This is a genomic window from Helicobacter sp. CaF467b (genome assembly GCF_022664765.1).
Lineage (GTDB): Bacteria > Campylobacterota > Campylobacteria > Campylobacterales > Helicobacteraceae > Helicobacter_D > Helicobacter_D colisuis.
Genome location: NZ_JALAIY010000001.1, coordinates 379,090 through 394,369 on the forward strand (window position 1 = coordinate 379,090; position 15,280 = coordinate 394,369).

At 33.8% G+C, this 15,280-nt stretch carries 18 protein-coding genes; 2 read left to right on the forward strand and 16 right to left on the reverse strand.

Translation table 11 applies throughout. The features are described 5' to 3' along the window. Nucleotides 1-38: 38 nt before the first annotated feature. The 11 genes from MKD52_RS01955 to MKD52_RS02005 form a co-directional block, all read right to left on the reverse strand. The gene (locus MKD52_RS01955) at nucleotides 39-1,808 is read right to left on the reverse strand and encodes a penicillin-binding protein 2 (RefSeq protein WP_242099075.1); all 1,770 of its coding nucleotides are present in this window, start codon (nucleotides 1,806-1,808) and stop codon (nucleotides 39-41) included. Continuing rightward, a complete protein-coding gene (gene fliE / locus MKD52_RS01960) occupies nucleotides 1,808-2,125 on the reverse strand; it encodes a flagellar hook-basal body complex protein FliE (RefSeq protein WP_112057165.1) in 318 nt (105 codons plus the stop codon). Before fliE ends, MKD52_RS01955 begins: the two co-directional genes overlap by 1 nt. A gap of 10 nt (nucleotides 2,126-2,135) precedes the next feature. Beyond that, nucleotides 2,136-2,636: a flagellar basal body rod protein FlgC gene (flgC, locus tag MKD52_RS01965; RefSeq protein WP_112057164.1), complete on the reverse strand. Its 501-nt coding sequence runs from the start codon at nucleotides 2,634-2,636 to the stop codon at nucleotides 2,136-2,138. A gap of 11 nt (nucleotides 2,637-2,647) precedes the next feature. Continuing rightward, nucleotides 2,648-3,082, reverse strand: a complete 435-nt coding sequence (gene flgB / locus MKD52_RS01970) for a flagellar basal body rod protein FlgB (protein WP_242099076.1) — start codon at nucleotides 3,080-3,082, stop codon at nucleotides 2,648-2,650. Nucleotides 3,083-3,333: 251 nt separating this feature from the next. Continuing rightward, nucleotides 3,334-4,125, reverse strand: coding sequence for a flagellar basal-body rod protein FlgG (gene flgG, locus MKD52_RS01975; protein ID WP_112057162.1), 792 nt, complete (start codon nucleotides 4,123-4,125; stop codon nucleotides 3,334-3,336). 11 nt (nucleotides 4,126-4,136) lie between these two features. Further along, entirely contained in the window at nucleotides 4,137-4,970 is an 834-nt protein-coding gene (locus tag MKD52_RS01980) for a flagellar hook-basal body protein (RefSeq protein WP_242099077.1), read from the reverse strand. Nucleotides 4,971-5,048: 78 nt separating this feature from the next. After that, complete coding sequence (locus tag MKD52_RS01985) at nucleotides 5,049-5,432, reverse strand: hypothetical protein (RefSeq protein WP_112057160.1); 384 nt, start codon at nucleotides 5,430-5,432, stop codon at nucleotides 5,049-5,051. After that, nucleotides 5,407-6,519, reverse strand: a complete 1,113-nt coding sequence (locus tag MKD52_RS01990) for a hypothetical protein (RefSeq protein ID WP_242099078.1) — start codon at nucleotides 6,517-6,519, stop codon at nucleotides 5,407-5,409. Before MKD52_RS01990 ends, MKD52_RS01985 begins: the two co-directional genes overlap by 26 nt. Nucleotides 6,520-6,528: 9 nt before the next feature. Continuing rightward, nucleotides 6,529-8,481 (reverse strand): methionine--tRNA ligase, encoded by a 1,953-nt coding sequence (gene metG, locus MKD52_RS01995; RefSeq protein ID WP_112057158.1) that lies wholly within the window; start codon nucleotides 8,479-8,481, stop codon nucleotides 6,529-6,531. Next, nucleotides 8,471-8,779 (reverse strand): hypothetical protein, encoded by a 309-nt coding sequence (locus MKD52_RS02000; protein WP_242099079.1) that lies wholly within the window; start codon nucleotides 8,777-8,779, stop codon nucleotides 8,471-8,473. Before MKD52_RS02000 ends, metG begins: the two co-directional genes overlap by 11 nt. Further along, nucleotides 8,763-9,623: a class 1 fructose-bisphosphatase gene (locus MKD52_RS02005; RefSeq protein WP_242099080.1), complete on the reverse strand. Its 861-nt coding sequence runs from the start codon at nucleotides 9,621-9,623 to the stop codon at nucleotides 8,763-8,765. Before MKD52_RS02005 ends, MKD52_RS02000 begins: the two co-directional genes overlap by 17 nt. Nucleotides 9,624-9,752: 129 nt before the next feature. Between MKD52_RS02005 and rpe the strand changes: the two genes are divergently transcribed. Then, a complete protein-coding gene (gene rpe, locus MKD52_RS02010) occupies nucleotides 9,753-10,388 on the forward strand; it encodes a ribulose-phosphate 3-epimerase (RefSeq protein ID WP_112057155.1) in 636 nt (211 codons plus the stop codon). A gap of 29 nt (nucleotides 10,389-10,417) precedes the next feature. Here the strand turns inward: rpe and MKD52_RS02015 are convergent, their stop codons facing one another. The 5 genes from MKD52_RS02015 to MKD52_RS02035 form a co-directional block, all read right to left on the reverse strand. Beyond that, complete coding sequence (locus MKD52_RS02015; RefSeq protein ID WP_277930785.1) at nucleotides 10,418-11,230, reverse strand: MetQ/NlpA family ABC transporter substrate-binding protein; 813 nt, start codon at nucleotides 11,228-11,230, stop codon at nucleotides 10,418-10,420. A 22-nt stretch (nucleotides 11,231-11,252) separates the two neighbouring features. Continuing rightward, the gene (locus MKD52_RS02020; RefSeq protein WP_112057153.1) at nucleotides 11,253-11,903 is read right to left on the reverse strand and encodes a methionine ABC transporter permease; all 651 of its coding nucleotides are present in this window, start codon (nucleotides 11,901-11,903) and stop codon (nucleotides 11,253-11,255) included. Nucleotides 11,904-11,906: 3 nt separating this feature from the next. Then, on the reverse strand, nucleotides 11,907-12,866 hold the full coding sequence (locus tag MKD52_RS02025) for a methionine ABC transporter ATP-binding protein (RefSeq protein WP_242099081.1): 960 nt from the start codon (nucleotides 12,864-12,866) through the stop codon (nucleotides 11,907-11,909). 66 nt (nucleotides 12,867-12,932) lie between these two features. After that, a complete protein-coding gene (locus MKD52_RS02030; RefSeq protein ID WP_112057151.1) occupies nucleotides 12,933-13,535 on the reverse strand; it encodes a class II aldolase and adducin N-terminal domain-containing protein in 603 nt (200 codons plus the stop codon). Between the two features lies 1 nt (nucleotide 13,536). Beyond that, on the reverse strand, nucleotides 13,537-14,340 hold the full coding sequence (locus MKD52_RS02035) for a M23 family metallopeptidase (protein WP_181566539.1): 804 nt from the start codon (nucleotides 14,338-14,340) through the stop codon (nucleotides 13,537-13,539). 378 nt (nucleotides 14,341-14,718) lie between these two features. Between MKD52_RS02035 and grpE the strand changes: the two genes are divergently transcribed. Then, a complete protein-coding gene (grpE, locus tag MKD52_RS02040) occupies nucleotides 14,719-15,270 on the forward strand; it encodes a nucleotide exchange factor GrpE (RefSeq protein WP_242099082.1) in 552 nt (183 codons plus the stop codon). Nucleotides 15,271-15,280: the final 10 nt, after the last annotated feature.

Genomic DNA, 15,280 nt, shown 5'->3' on the forward strand with positions numbered 1-15,280 from the left:
TTTTATAGTAATTTTACTAAAAGACCAATAATGTCAAATTACTTTGTTACTTCTGCTTGGAGATAATTTTCTTTGATTAGCAATTCTACAACTTGTTTAAAAAGTGGTATTGCTGTTGTTGCAGCAAAGTAAGCCTTTTTTTCATTGGGTTCAAAAACAGAAATTCCAATGGTGTATTCTTTCTCATTTTTATCTCTAACAAATCCAAAAAAAGAGCTATTGTATTTGCGCACATATTGTCCGCCTTGTGCAATATGGGCTGTCCCTGTTTTCCCCCCTATAATAACACCCGCAACTTGTGCTCTTTTTCCTCCTCCTTGAGTAACGACTTTGATGAGTGTTTCCTTGACTTTTTTGGCTGTATCACTGCGGATAACTCTAATGGGATCTCCGTGTTTGAGTTTATAGCGGTTTCCTTTAGAATCATAAAGGTATTCTACCAAGTAGGGTGTGTAAGCAACGCCGTGATTTACAATGATATTATAAGCCTTTAGCATTTGAATAAAGGTTGTTCTCAAGCCATATCCATAAGCAGCAGTGGCTTTATAAACTTCGCTTCTTAAACGGCTGATTTCTGGGATTGTTCCGGTTTTTTCATAGGGCAAATCAATTCCGCTCTTTTTGCCAAACCCAAAAGCCTGTAGATTGTCATAATATTCCTCTGGATTGAGGCGTTGAGAGATTTTTGCCATACCAATATTGCTTGAATATAATAAAATATCTTCAAGATTTACTTCCCCTAGTTTTCGCGTATCTGTGATATAAAAATTACGCAGTTTATAGCGCCCATCTTCTAAAAATATTTTTTCATTAGGGTTAATAAGATTCTTATCTAGCAAGATTGAATAAATAATTGGCTTGATGATACTGCCTGGTTCATAGGAATATTCAACTGCGCTTGCATTGAGATTTGGATAATCATTTTTGGTAATAGCATTAGGATTAAATCTAGCACTACTTGCAAGACTTAGAATCTTGCCACTTTTGCTTTCCATAATCCCCACGATAATTTCTTTGGCATTTAGTTGTTGTTGATTTTCATCAATGATTCGTTCAACTTTTTTTTGCAATTTCAAAGGAATGCTTGAAACAACATTATATCCATCTTTTCTGTCCAAAAAAGTGGAATTTTTGTTTAATATAACATTAAAGCTAATATCGCGTTCCCCAGTGATTAATAAATCGTTCAAAGGTTTTAACTCTTCATTGAAGTTTTTTTCAATCCCTTTTACTCCATTGACAAGTGTAAAATCTCTTTCGTTTTGTTTATTGATATAGCCTAAAATAGGCTCCATTGTATCATTGTAGAGATAATCTCGCGATTCTCCGCTCTCAACTACTGATAAGCCGTATTTAAAAACATATCCATTTTCATTTTCATAGGAACGAAAAACATCAAGGGCATTGAGTTTAATATTAAGCTGTTTAAGATAACTTGCTGTTTTTGAATCAATTTCATAAGACAAGACAACATTGCCTTTTTCTTGTAGCTTATGGATAATTTCATTTTTAGGAATTTGGCTATAAATACTAAAGAGATTTACAAATAAATCTTTTTTTTGGGGATCAATATTGTAAGTATTAACAACAGCTTTATAAACCTTTTTACTTGAAGCTAGGACAAAGCCATCGCTACTATAAATTGAACCCCTAATGGCATTTTCAACGCGTTTGGCTTGGAGATTTGGAAGTTTTCTGTCTGCAAAGATATGATAAAAGGTTGTGCCTAGAAAAATGCAGAATCCACCTACAATCATCAAGAAAATAAGCAGGATTTTACCTGCTTTTTTAGATTCTGCATCATTCATTAAATTTGTGTTCTAATTAATTCTTTATAAGCGCTAATGGCTTTGTTTCTCACCTCAAGCATAAGTTTCATACTATTTTCAGCCTTACCTATGGCAATAGCAGCTTGATGAATATCTTTTATCTGTCCTGTTGCCATATCTGTTATTGCTTGTTCAGTCGTTTTTTGTCGTTCATTTACTTCTTCAAAAGCATCTTTTAGCATATTCCCAAAGCTTTTGCTTGGGGGGTTTAAATTATGATTTGGCGATAAATTTGGGACATCTTTAAGCTGGGAGTTGATTTTTTCTGCATCTATTCCATATTTGTTAATTTCCATTTATGATCCTTTATGCCTGGAACATAGAGATCGCATTGTTTGCCATATTTTTTGCACTTTGAAAAGCTGCTACATTGGCTTGATAAGCTTTTGTAGCTTCAATCAAATCCGCCATTTCCACGACAGGATTGATATTTGGATAAGCCACATAGCCTTCTGAGTTTGCATCTGGATGACTTGGCTCGTATTTCATCTTTGGTTGTGAATCATCTCGGACAATTTTATCCACATAAACGCTCATTAGTGCAGGTTTTGGTTCTCTTTGCTCATTAAAACTATCCATTTCATCCAATGGATCTTCATATTTTAGCAAATTATTGCTTTTTTCATACTTTTGATTCAAAACTTTATCAAAATCGAATGCTTTTAAAATCAATTCACGCCTTCTATAAGGTCCTCCCTCATCAGTTCTTGTAGTGTTTGCATTAGCAATATTGCTTGAGATTAGATTGACCCTTTGTCGTTGTGCAGATAAACCATAACCGCTAATATCAAAACTAGATAAAAACATTTACTGCCCCCTTATATATTTTTTGTTGAATCAATAGCATTAGAGAAAATCCCACCTTGCTTCCTTAAAGCGCCCACCAAAGCTTGATACATAATATCGTTTTTTGCCATTTCGCTTGTTTCAATATCTAAATCTACGCTATTTCCATCATTTCTAGCTAAATGCCCATCACGATAGAAAAAGGTTGAACGATTCTTGTCTAGTTCTTCTAAGGGCAAGAGATGATTAGGATTAGTTAAAGCCAAGTCTAATTCCATTTTTCTATTGCGATTGAAGATTTCATCGGCTTTGTTTGCCATCATTTGCTCAAAATTAATGTCTTTTGGGCGATACATAGGAGTAGAGGCATTAGCGATATTTCCAGCGATTATATCGCGTCTTAAGGAGCGATAATCTAAAGCTTCTTGAGCTAAACCGCGAGCTTGGCTAAAATTGAAAATGCTCATAAAAACTCCTTGAAATAAATTAATTTAAAATATAAAAGCAAATAGCATTCCAATTGTTTAAACAAAATGTGTTAATGGCTTAAATCTTAAAGAATTATTTACAAGGTGATAATTTTAGATTCTTATAAAAATGGTTTTTTAAAAATACCATTTTTGCAAAAATAAAATTATTTGAATTTTTTAAAGAGAGAGATTGCTTAGATGAATTAACCCAAAAGGTTATTTCACCTTAAATAGTTTAAGTATTTTTATTAGTTACGCTTGAGCTGATTAACTGTTTGTAGCATTGAATCTGCCGTTTGGATTGACTTTGAGTTTGCTTCATAAGCTCTTTGCCCCACAATCAAATCTGTCATTTCTTCTACAAGCTTTACATTGCTTGTTTCTACAAATCCTTGCCTTAGCTGACCAAAGCCATTTAAGCCTGGCGTTCCAACAATTGGATCTCCTGAAGCATTGGTATTAAGATATAAATTATCTCCAAGTGCGTGCAAACCAGCAGGGTTGATAAAATTCACCGTTTCAATTTGTCCTAATTCATTAACTTCTGTTGCATTACCTTGCACCACACTCACAGTGCCATCTGTTCCAATATTGACTTGTGTTGCATCATCTGGAATGGTAATATTTGGCACAAGTAAGTAGCCTTGAGAATTGACAACATTTCCTTCATCATCAAGCTTAAAAGAACCATCTCTTGTGTAAGCTATGGTGCCATCTGGGAGTTCAATTTGAAAGAATCCATTTCCGGTAATGGCAATATCCAAGTTGTTTTCTGTTTCTTTGAAGTTACCTTGTGAGAAAATCTTTTGGACTGAAGTAGGACGCACACCAAGTCCTACTTCAATGCCTGTTGGCGATAGTGTTGTCTCTGAAGTGCTAGAACCTGCATATTGTAATACTTGGTGGAGCAAGTCTGCAAATTCTGCTCTTTCTTTTCTGTAGCCAAAAGTATTAACATTGGAAATATTGTTTGAAGTAACATCAATTTGTAATTGTTGTCCTAGCATTCCTGTTGTTGCTGTGTATAATGCTCGCATCATTGTTTATCCTTTTATGCTTTTGCTGCTAATTTTGTAATAGCTTCTGTATTGAGGTCATCCATATGGGTTTTTAACACTTTAGAATAGGCTTCTACTAAGCGATTAGTTTCAATTAAGCCTGTCATTTCATAAACCACATTAATATTGCTTTTTTCTAAATAGCCTTGTCTAACTGCTCCGCTTCTTTCTAAAACTTCCATCTCATTCATTCTTTCATCGGGGTATTTGTAGAGATTATCTCCAATTTTTTGAAGGAATTTTGGATTTTCAAAAGAAACAACTGCGATATTGGCAGTTAATAAGGTTTCATTTAATTCTTGATTGTTTAAAGAGCGATTGTAGATATTCCCATTTTTATCAACTTCTATTTGGTATCCATCGATAATTTCAATATATTGGGGTGATTCAATATATTCTCGTGGCAGGACGGCATGACCTTCTTTATTGACTAGTCGCCCCTCTTGATTTAAAACAAAAGAACCATCACGCGTAAATCTGATTCCCTCTGGAGTTTCAACCATAAAATACGCATTTTCACGACTTAGCGCAAAATCAAAAGTGTTATCTGTTTGCGCGATTCCGCCCACGCTCCTATCGGTAAATTCCTCTACGATTTGTGGGACACGATTTAATGAGCGATTGTAAAACTTTGCTGCATCTTTGGTATGATCTTTGATGGGTAAGAATTCTTTATGTTGTTCATAAAGTCGCATAAAATCCCCAATCACAACATCATCGCGCTTGAATCCAGTCGTATTGGCATTTGCAATATTGTTTGCTATGACATCTAGGCGGTTGATTTGCGTTACCATTCCGCCTACTGAACTATAATAGCCACCTTGCATTTTCGCTCCTTTTTAGCAATCTTTATGCTAAAAAAGCAAAAGGTGTTCCATTATTTAAAAGTTAAGTAAAATTTGCAGTTATTTGAGATATTTAAAAGAATCTTTTGCATTTTGGCAGTCAAGCTCAACTTTGCAAATCTTAATTCCGCATTCTTGAAATACTTTTGCAGTATTTTTACAAGCTTTTTTAACCAAAACTACTTGGCAATCCCTGATGATCTCGCCTAGCACATTGTGCTCTAACTTGTGTGCTATTTGTTCTTCCTTGCTCATATCCTCATCTTTGTGTGAGCAACCCTCGCTTGCTTGGATATTTCCGCGTGGATTCTTGCGCAAATCTAATAATTCAAAATGCTTAAACATACCATTTCCCTTTTGTTCAAAAACTGCAAAGAAAGGAGTATGTCCTGTATTTCCAAAGATTTTTAAATTTTCATCATAAACAGGTATTGCTATTTTCATTTTCATCCTTTATTAATTTTTTTTCTTCATCAATTAAATCAAATAAGCTTTGCTCTCTTTCTTGGGCGCTAAATTGCTCTTCAAACTCCCTAAAATCAACGCCAAATACTAAGGCAAAATTATATTTTTGCGTCAAAACCAAAGAAAATAACTCTTGTTTATTTATATAAGTCTTAACTTCTGCATAAGGCATAAAAAGCTCTTGATAGATTTTAGGAATAAAAAGCATTAACTTTGCCCATTTGGCATACATACTAAAATATGCCAAAAATTGCTCATAGAGATGAATCTCTGTGCAAGTTAGCACCACTTTATTGGTAGCACCAGGTTTTGAGATAAATCCCCTTTCATCTAAATATAAAGGCTTAAAGCTTGAGATTCCTTCTAATTTTTCTAAATCCACATTAAGACAATGTTCTTCTGCAAACTTTATCACTCTTGCTAATGGCTGAATAAATAGCTTTGGCAAAGGTAGGGTGTAATCTATGGATTGATAGAAAATTTTAATTCCAAAAAGTGAGAAAGAATTTGTAACAAAGGGCAGTGATTCATCAGGTATTTTTTGAGAATCAAAGGTTTTAATTTCTTGGTGTAATTGTGGAAGTTTTTCAAATTTTATTTTGTCTTGATTGTGATAGAGAATGTATGCAAATTCCCCACTTCCAAGCGCAAAAGAAATAAGTTCTACCAAAGATCCCTCGCAATATGCAAAATCTTTTTTGCGGACTAAAATTTGATGGCTTAATTCATATTCTTCATTGCTTAGCGAATATAAAATTTTATTATTGATAATCAAATAATGTCTTAAGATTCTTAAGAGTGATTCTTCTAGGTTTTCTACGCTAATCCAAGCAACTTCTGAATCTCCCATGGCAATTTCTCCACTAAAGAGAATTCCAAAGGCGCCTAATTCAATAGCCTTTTGAATGTCTTTTGAATCTTTGACAACAAATAAATCACCCTTTTTGACCTTTTCTACATCATCGCAAATTTGGCTAAAAAATGAAATGCTAGGCTGATTTAAAAGTGTTCCAAATGCAACTTCAACAATTTCATTAACGCTAATTTGGACTCCTTTTTTCTTCACGACAATCCTTTAAGTAATTTGAGTTCCATTTTTTCTTGGGTTTTGTGGCATAATAAAAGACAATCCCTCGCTATCTTTAGCAGCCAAAATCATTCCCTCGCTAATTTCTCCCATTAGTTTAGCGGGTTTTAGATTTGCTAACACACAAACTTGCTTACCTATTAAGTCTTGTGGAGTGTAATAGGCTTTTATTCCTGCTAAGATTTGTCTTGCACGACTTTCTCCTAAATCTACTTTCAGTTTTAAGAGTTTTTCGCTTTTTGGCAAAGTTTCTGCTTCTATGATTGTTCCTATTTTGATTTCTACTTTGGTGAAATCTTCTTTTGAAATAGGGTTTTCTATTGTTAGAGGTTCTAGGGTTTCTTTGGGTGCTGCTTTATCACTAGTTTTAGGATTTGCTTCTTTTGTTTCTGTAGGGATTTCGTCAATTTTTGGGAAAAGCGCTGGGATAGGGTTTAGGGAGACTTGGCTTAAGATTTTATCATTTAAGATAAAATCAGAGTAATTTTGCGCACTAGCTCTAAGTCCAAAAACACTTAAAATTTTCTCTGCAGAATCAGGCATACAAGGATATAAACACAATGCGCCTTTGATGAGTAGATTAGCAATAAACATCAAAAGTTCTGCCACTTCTTGTTCTTTTTGTTCCTTGATAAGTTTCCATGGCTCTTTTTTGGCAATGATTCCATTACCTAGACTAAAAATCTTCCATAACTCTTCTAAATAACGATGAATCTGCACTTCGCTCATAAAATTTTCAAGATTTCCTAAGATTGTTTTTATTGTCGCAGATTCAGTTGCAAAAGATTCTTGGTAGCTTTTAGAATCAATTTGTAAAGAATTATTAAAATACTTTGCTCCCATTCCCAAAAGACGATTTAAAAGATTGCCTAAATCATTTCCCAAATCAGCATTGAATCTTTCGATTAGGGCTTTTTGTGAGAAATCTCCATCTTGTCCAAAAGGCACTTCACGCAATACAAAATACCTAAAACAATCCATACCATAAGAATCAACAACTTCTCTTGGATTGACAACATTGCCAACGCTTTTGCTCATCTTTGCACCCTCTTTAGTCCACCAACCATGCGCAGCAATATGCTTTGGCAAAGGCAACTCTAAGCTCATCAAAAATGCTGGCCAATACACCGCGTGGAATCTCAAAATATCCTTACCAACAAGATGATAATTTGCAGGCCAAAATTCCATTTTGTTTTCTTTGGAGTTTTCATAGCCTAAGGCACTAAGATAATTAACCAATGCATCAAGCCATACATACATGACAAATTTAGAATCATTGCCTCCAATTTCACTAGGTAGCTTAATACCCCAATCAAAGCTAGTTCGTGTGATTGATAAATCCTCTAAACCTTCTTTGATAAAATTAATGACTTCATTGCGACGCATTTTTGGCAGAATGCAGTTAGGGTTAGATTCAATCCATTGTAATAACTTATCTTCATAAGCACTTAATTTGAAAAAATAACTTTCTTCTTTCAAGAGAGTTGTTTCTTTCCCACAATCAGGGCAATTTTTTTGGTTAATAAGTTGAGATTTTGCAAAAAAAGATTCACAAGAAATGCAATAATTCCCTTCATATTCACCTTTGTAAATATCCCCCTTTTTAAACATTTTAGAAAATACATTTCTTACGCTCTCTTTGTGGTAAGAATCTGTTGTGCGGATAAAGGCATCATAGCTAATATCAAAACTATCCCAAAGATTCTTAAACTTTGCAGAAATTTCATCTACGTATTCTTTGGGATTTTTATTGTTTTTTTCTGCAGATTGTTGAATTTTTTGTCCGTGTTCATCGGTGCCTGTTAGAAACCAAACCTCTTTGTTTTGCATTCGGTGGTATCGTGCTAAAGTATCTGCGATAATTGTTGTATAAGCATGCCCAATGTGAGGGACATCATTAACATAATAAATCGGGGTTGTTACATAAAATTTAGAATTCAAAATTTCCTCCGTTTCCTTTATTCATACTTAAATAAACCGCATTAACATAGCGATTCCTTGTGGCGCAATTTAAAACTTTTTGACAAAGCAAACAGCTTGAAAAATTTTGCTCTCTTTGACATTCTTGCAAGGTTTTAGTATTTTCTTGAAGATTTAAAATTACCATTTGTTCAAAATTTTCTTTTTTTTCACATCTTGATACTTCTTTGCAGAATTCACAACTAGAGATGCTATGTTGAGTTTGGCATTCTTTTAAGTCCCTTAGTGCTATTTCTGTATTCTCAATGACTTCTGACAAAATCTATCTCCTCCTTGCTTCCTAAAAAACAAGGTGTTGTATCGTGTAAGTGCTCTGGAGTGAGTGTCAAGAGATCATTTTTCCCATCAATAGCTTCTCCACCTGCGCGTTTGAAAATAAAGGCAAAAGGAAAAACTTCAAAAAGCATTCGCAATTTTCCTTTAGGTGAATCTTGAGTGCTTGGATAAGAAAATAAACCGCCCCCTTTGATTAAAATGTGGTGTAAATCTGGCACCATTCCACCGCTATATCGCAAACGATAGCCTTGATTAAAGAGTGATTCTATCTTGACTTTGTGTTCTTTGCTCCAATATTTTTGGGTTCCACCAGTGGCATTGAGTTTGCCTTTTTCTTTGAGTTTTAGGATCTTCTGCAGTTCAAAATCTTTGCCATTAAAAATATAATAATCCACACCCTCTTTGAGTGTAGAAGCAAATCCAATCCCCACCACCATTCCATAGACAACATAGGCAGCAGCGATTAAATTTTGTGGCAAAAAATCTCCCTTGTAGATTCCAACAATGCTCCCAACACTTAAATTTGCACCCATTAATGAAGATCCATCAAGCGGATCATAGGCAATGCTATAAATGCCATCATCGTAAAATCCAACTGCCCCTTCTTGTTCTTCGCTACAAATTTGTTTGATGATTTTTAAATCTTTTAGAGAATCTTGAAAAATCTTATCGGCTAATACATCGGCTTGAAGTTGTAAATCACCTGTTTTATTTGTGGTTTGCGTGTATTCACCCATACTTTCTTTAAGCACCTCATACACTTTTAATGAGGCATTTTTTATGATTGCAAAAATACTTTCTAAATCTTGTTGTAATTGTTTTTGCATTCTAAAACTCCAAAAAAATAATACTCCATTATATCTAAAAATATGTTTTTTATGGCTTATTGCGTGGCATTTTAGAAAGATATTTCTACTTTTTTGCTAAAATTACTTATTTTTTAACAAAGGCAAATTATGTTAGTAGCTCCAAGCATTCTTTCTGCAGATTTTGGCAAACTTAATGATGAGATAAAGGCTATTTGTGAGGCGGGTTGTGATTTTATACATATTGATGTTATGGATGGGCATTTTGTCCCTAATCTTACAATGGGACCAATGATTGTAGATTCGGTTGCAAAAATCGCGACTAAGCCACTTGATATTCATTTAATGGTTCAAAATAATAGCTTTTTTGTTGATTTGTTTGCACCCCTAAAGCCAAAATATCTTTCTTTTCATATTGAAGAAGAAAAACACGCCAATCGCCTTGTCCAGAAAATACGCGATTATGGGATTTCTCCAGCGATTGTTCTTAATCCACACACGACTTTGGAGAGTATTGATTATTTATTAGAATATGTGGATATGGTTTTACTTATGAGTGTGAATCCGGGTTTTGGTGGGCAAAAATTTATCCCAAATGTTTTGGAAAAAATTAAATGCTTAAAAGATAAAATTGAAATGAAGAATCCTCGCTGTCTTATTGAAGTTGATGGTGGAGTAAGTGATCAAAATATCGCAGATTTAAAGGATAGTGGCGTGGATATTGTGGTTGCAGGAAGCTATATTTTTAATGGTAACTACAAAGAACGCATCGATTTGCTTAGATAAACCCCAAAGGATTGGGGTTTAAATTTTGCTTAGAAGCTAGGGAGAATCGCACCTTTGTATTTTTCTAGGATAAAGTCTTTTATTTCTTGACTTTGGAGTGCTTGAACTAGCTTTTGGATAGCAGCATCATTTTCTCTACCTGCTTTAACTACGACGATATTTGCAAAAGGAGATTCTTTTGATTCTAAAGCAATCGCATCATCAAGTGGATTTAATCCAGCTAAAAGTGCAAAATTTGTGTTAATAACAGAAACAGTTACATCATTTAAAGCTCTAGCAAGTTGAGGTGCATCCATTTCTTTAAAATTTAATTTTTTGGGATTCTCTACAATATCTTGTGCAGAAACAAGCTCTACTCCCTCTTTGAGTTTAATCACTCCATTAGCTTCTAAAACTCTCAATGCTCTAGCACCATTTGAAGGATCATTAGGCAAAGAAACTAAATCACCTTCTTTTAACTCATCAAGACTTTTGATTTTGTTGGAATACACACCCATTGGCTCTAAATGGATATTAGCAACACTTACTAAATTAGTCCCTCTTTCTTTATTAAATGAATCCAAATAAGGTTTGTGTTGGAAGAAATTTGCATCTAATGAACCATCGTTGAGTGATAGATTAGGAGTTACATAGTCTGTAAATTCTTTGATTTCTAGAGTTATGCCCTCACTTTTTAATTTAGGCGCTATTTCTTGTAAAAGAATTGCGTGTGGCTCTGGAGTGGCTCCTACTATTAATTTTGTTTCAGTGGTTTGCGTTGCTGTGCTTTCTTTAGAATCACCACAACCGCTAAAGACCAATAATCCTGTAAGTCCGCAGATACCTAAAATTTTTTTAATCATTTTTTACCTTTCTTTTGTTAAGCTAGTGTTTTAATTTTTTATACAGAAAATCCCCAAAACTTTGAATAATCTGCACAAGAAAAATTAAAATCACAACGGTATATACCATAATATCACTTTGGAATCTATAATATCCATATTTGATTGCAATATCGCCAAGCCCTCCACCGCCAACAGCACCTGCCATAGCGCTAAATCCAATCACAAGAATCAAAGCAAGTGTGATTCCAGAAACAATGCTAGGTAGAGCTTCAATGAGCATAATTCTGAAAATAATTTGGAAATGACTTGCGCCAAAACTTTGTGCGGCTTCTATGACATCTTTATCTACTTCTTTTAGCGCCCCTTCAATGATGCGCACAATAAAGGGAGCTGCACCAATACTAAGTGGCACAATAGCTGCAGTTGCACCAATACTTTTACCAAGAATCCATTGCGTAAAAGGAAATAAAACAACCATTAAAATCAAAAAAGGAAAAGAGCGTAATGTATTAGTAATAGTGTCTAAAGTTCGGTAAATAATCGCATTGGGTTTTAAGCCACTAGGGCTACACAAAACTAATAAGATTGCTGGAATCACTGCTAGGGCAGTTGCAATTGTTGTTGCAATAATACTCATATATAAGGTGTCTAAAGTCGCTTCTAAAAGTAATTTAAGTAATTTTATATCCATTTTTTACTCCACAATTTCCCAGCGTGTGCCACTTTGGGTTAGAAATGCACAAACTTGCTCTAAAAATTCTTGTTTAATATTAATTATAAGCACTCCTAAGGCGATTCCGCCAAAAGATTCTAAATTTCCCCATACGATATTAAAATCCACCTGCAATTCTCTTGCCATTTGAGTGATGATTGGGTTTTGTGCTACTTCTTTGGGGAAATAGATTCGGATATTAATACCATTTGGAGGTAAAATTTCATTTTCTCCCAAAAAATCTCGCATTTTTTTATCAGGCTCTAAAAAGAGAGATTCAATAGGACCGCTTTTGATAATCTCTCCATTTTCCATAAAAGCCGCTTCTTGACAGATTTTTTTTACCACTTCCATTTCGTGAGTTACTAGCACGATAGTTACTTTAATTTCTTGATTGATTTGCGATAAAAGTTCTAAGATTGAGTTTGTTGTGGAGGGATCTAATGCGCTAGTGGCTTCATCGCTTAAAAGCAAATCAGGATTCATCACTAAAGCCCTTGCAATAGCAACTCTTTGTTTTTGTCCGCCACTTAGCTGGCTAGGATAAAATTTCATTTTGTCTTGCAAACCCACTAATTCCACTAGTTTTTCAACGCGATTTTTATCAATATTTTCTCCCCAACATTCCAAAGGTAAAATGATATTTTCATAGACATTTTTACGCGCCATTAAAGAGAAGTTTTGAAAAATCATTCCAACCTTTTTTCTAAAATGTCTCATGCTTTTGGAATCTAAGCGATTAATCTCCACTTCACCAATTTTAATGCTTCCGTGATTGATGGATTCTAGTCCATTAAAAGTCCTAAGTAAGGTGCTTTTTCCTGCTCCGCTATGCCCTACAAGTCCAAAAATCGAGCCTTTTTTAACATTTAAATGAATATTTTTTAAGACTTCAAGTTTTCCGTAATTTTTGTATAATTCTCTAACTTCTATAAAATCCATTAAAACCCTTGAATTGCTACATAATTTTGTAATTTTATCAAATTTTTCTTGCCTTAAAATCAAGCATTAAAAGTCAAGTAGTTCATAAGAAGGTTTATTGCCCTCCAAAATGCTATGAAAATGCAAGACTTTACACGAATTTTCTAAAATCGCCATTAATTTTGAGAGATATTGCAAGTCTCGATGATACACATACACGCCATAGCCTTTGATAACCATAATTTTTTTATCATTTTCTTTGAAATAGCGATTGATTTCAACATCTGCTCTTTCATACCAATTGTCATAATCTTTTGGGTCATACACTTCTAGGGTGCCTAGAATCTTATAACCAAAATAATCTTTTGGGGTAATTTTACTATTTGAGAGAGTATAGGCTATCGTAAAGGGAGGCATTCCATAGGCAATATATTTGGCATTAGGAATATTTTGATAAAGCAAAGAATGAATAAAAGCGTCCATACTAGCTTCTTGCCAGCGATAATCTTGTTTGTGATAGAGTGTGATAAGCGATTCTTCATTTAAATCATCAAAAATTGCATCTTTTTTGTTAATAAGAAAATGACCTTCTTCAAGTTTTGTTGAAATAGAACCATGAAAGATTCCAAAGAAATTCTTCCGAAACATTGCTAAAGAGATAGTTTTTAAATCTTGAAATATTTTCTCCATTTTAGTTCCCTTTTAGAGATGCATTGATTTTGGCAATAAAATCAATTGGATCAACCTGTGCCCCACGTACCAAAATCCCAAAATGCAAATGCGGACCACTTACTCTACCTGTATTACCGCTTAGTGCAATGAGTTCGCCTTGTTTTACTCTAGTGCCTTCTTTGACTTTGATTTCACTGCAATGATAATACATGCTAAAAATCCCTTCTCCATGGTCAATTACTACAGATTTTCCTGCTAAGAATCTATCTTTTGCAATCACGACTTTGCCGCTATTACTCGCATAAATTGGTGTTCCAATAGCAGCTCTAAAATCTGTTCCGCTATGATAGCTTTTTACTTCTTGATTAAACACTCTTGCATTGCCAAATTCACTAGTAATTTTACTTTTCATAGGATAGATAAAGGGCTTTTTCCAATAGTATCCCTTAGTGTAAGTTTGATAAATTTTACTAGCTTCTTCTCTTTCTTTGGAAATTCTTTGTTGATTAGCTTTGTTGGGTTTGGCTTTGCTTGGATCTACACTGATTTTTTCAATTTTATACTGACCTTTGATGATTTGCAAAGTTTGGCTATTCTCAAGCCGAATACTTTGTGCTTTAGTGTAATAAGGTATAGATAGAAATAAAATTTTTGTATCAGGTTTTTGGGGATGGGGTATCCATAAATACTCTTTTTTATCTAGGATAATACTTTTAGGGTTTGGTGATTTGCTTTCCAAAATAAGAGTTTTACCATTTTCAATAGTCAATTCCTTGGCAAATCCTACAAAAACACACAGCAATAATATGATTATTTTTTTCATTTCAAAAATCCCCCATTAAAAATATTTTAGAAAATTAGCAAAGTTTTACTTATGAAATCCTTGATGCCCTAAAAAGCTAAATTGCTCTATTTAGAATCTTAGAGAAATTGTCAAAGCTATCGCGCATATTGTTGCTATATTTTGCAAAAATCTCTTATTTATTTTGTTTTTTAAGGCTTTTAAGACTTTAAAACAACCTTAAGTTTATCTCAAACAACTTATAATTAAATTTTTATTTTTAAGAAAGTTTAGCTTATTTTATTAATTTAACTTGACATTAATAGACTAAAGTTATATAATTTTACTTGAAATTCACAAGAATAATTGCTAAAATTTCATTTTAGAAGCGTTATTTTTGTTGTAAGGAGTGGAATTAGAATGCAAGATAAGAATGAAAAGATAGATTCTTCTGAGAATGAGAATCAAAAACAAGAATCACAAGAGAATGCAGAGCAAGATTCTAAAGAATCGCTAGAATCGCTTCAAAATAAAATCAAGGAATTAGAAGATCAATATTTGCGCACTTATGCTGATTTTGAAAACACTAAAAAGCGTTTGGTGAGAGAAAAAGATCAAGCCTTGGAATATGCTTATGAAAAAATAGCAAAAGATTTATTGCCGAGCATTGATACTTTAGAGATTGCTTTAAAAACGATTAAAGATTCAAAAGAAAATAGTGATCAAGCTGAAATTTTAGGAAAAATAGAGGAGGGAATTGCACTAACATTGGATAATCTTTTAAAAACACTTGCAAAACATGGGATTGAACCCATTGATGTAAGCGGAGAGTTTGACCCTAATTTCCACGATGCTATTATGCAAGTTCAAAGCGATTCTCACAATGTAGGAGAGATTGTCGCAGAGATGCAAAAGGGTTATAAATATAAAGAAAGAGTGCTAAGACCATCAATGGTTAGCATTGCAAAATAAATTAATTAAT

What these genes read in the sequence shown, in the direction of transcription:
- MKD52_RS02005 (WP_242099080.1), bottom strand. Translation starts at nt 9,623, where the DNA reads ATGCAAAAACAATTACAACAAGATTTAGAAAGTATTTTTGCAATCATA.
- MKD52_RS01980 (WP_242099077.1), bottom strand. Translation starts at nt 4,970, where the DNA reads ATGCAAGGTGGCTATTATAGTTCAGTAGGCGGAATGGTAACGCAAATC.
- MKD52_RS02020 (WP_112057153.1), bottom strand. Translation starts at nt 11,903, where the DNA reads ATGGATATAAAATTACTTAAATTACTTTTAGAAGCGACTTTAGACACC.
- MKD52_RS02025 (WP_242099081.1), bottom strand. Translation starts at nt 12,866, where the DNA reads ATGGATTTTATAGAAGTTAGAGAATTATACAAAAATTACGGAAAACTT.
- MKD52_RS01955 (WP_242099075.1), bottom strand. Translation starts at nt 1,808, where the DNA reads ATGAATGATGCAGAATCTAAAAAAGCAGGTAAAATCCTGCTTATTTTC.
- rpe (WP_112057155.1), top strand. Translation starts at nt 9,753, where the DNA reads ATGTTAGTAGCTCCAAGCATTCTTTCTGCAGATTTTGGCAAACTTAAT.
- fliE (WP_112057165.1), bottom strand. Translation starts at nt 2,125, where the DNA reads ATGGAAATTAACAAATATGGAATAGATGCAGAAAAAATCAACTCCCAG.
- flgB (WP_242099076.1), bottom strand. Translation starts at nt 3,082, where the DNA reads ATGAGCATTTTCAATTTTAGCCAAGCTCGCGGTTTAGCTCAAGAAGCT.
- grpE (WP_242099082.1), top strand. Translation starts at nt 14,719, where the DNA reads ATGCAAGATAAGAATGAAAAGATAGATTCTTCTGAGAATGAGAATCAA.
- MKD52_RS02015 (WP_277930785.1), bottom strand. Translation starts at nt 11,230, where the DNA reads ATGATTAAAAAAATTTTAGGTATCTGCGGACTTACAGGATTATTGGTC.
- MKD52_RS02035 (WP_181566539.1), bottom strand. Translation starts at nt 14,340, where the DNA reads ATGAAAAAAATAATCATATTATTGCTGTGTGTTTTTGTAGGATTTGCC.
- MKD52_RS01985 (WP_112057160.1), bottom strand. Translation starts at nt 5,432, where the DNA reads ATGAAAATAGCAATACCTGTTTATGATGAAAATTTAAAAATCTTTGGA.
- flgC (WP_112057164.1), bottom strand. Translation starts at nt 2,636, where the DNA reads ATGTTTTTATCTAGTTTTGATATTAGCGGTTATGGTTTATCTGCACAA.
- flgG (WP_112057162.1), bottom strand. Translation starts at nt 4,125, where the DNA reads ATGATGCGAGCATTATACACAGCAACAACAGGAATGCTAGGACAACAA.
- MKD52_RS02030 (WP_112057151.1), bottom strand. Translation starts at nt 13,535, where the DNA reads ATGGAGAAAATATTTCAAGATTTAAAAACTATCTCTTTAGCAATGTTT.